Below are 265 nucleotides of genomic sequence, written 5' to 3' on the forward strand. Positions count from 1 at the left end.
ATGACCACGCGCATGCTGATCGACGCACGCCACCGGGAAGAGACCCGGGTGGCCGTCGTCAAGAGTAACCGGATCGAGGAATTCGATTTCGAAAGTGCCGAGCGCAAGCAGCTCAAGGGCAATATCTATCTGGCCAAGGTGACGCGCGTCGAGCCGTCGCTGCAGGCCGCTTTCGTCGATTACGGCGGCAACCGCCACGGCTTCCTGGCCTTTTCCGAAATCCACCCGGATTATTATCAAATCCCCAAGGAGGATCGCGACGCGC

Annotated in this window: 1 protein-coding gene; it reads left to right on the plus strand. The window is 60.0% G+C overall.

What is annotated here, in order from left to right:
* Nucleotides 1-12: 12 nt before the first annotated feature.
* On the plus strand, nt 13-265 hold a 253-nt coding region (locus CVH10_RS21320), incomplete at its 3' end, for a S1 RNA-binding domain-containing protein (RefSeq protein WP_369335946.1).

The sequence above is a fragment of the Halomonas sp. ND22Bw genome (assembly GCF_003011945.1).
In the GTDB taxonomy this organism is placed as follows: domain Bacteria; phylum Pseudomonadota; class Gammaproteobacteria; order Pseudomonadales; family Halomonadaceae; genus Halomonas; species Halomonas halophila.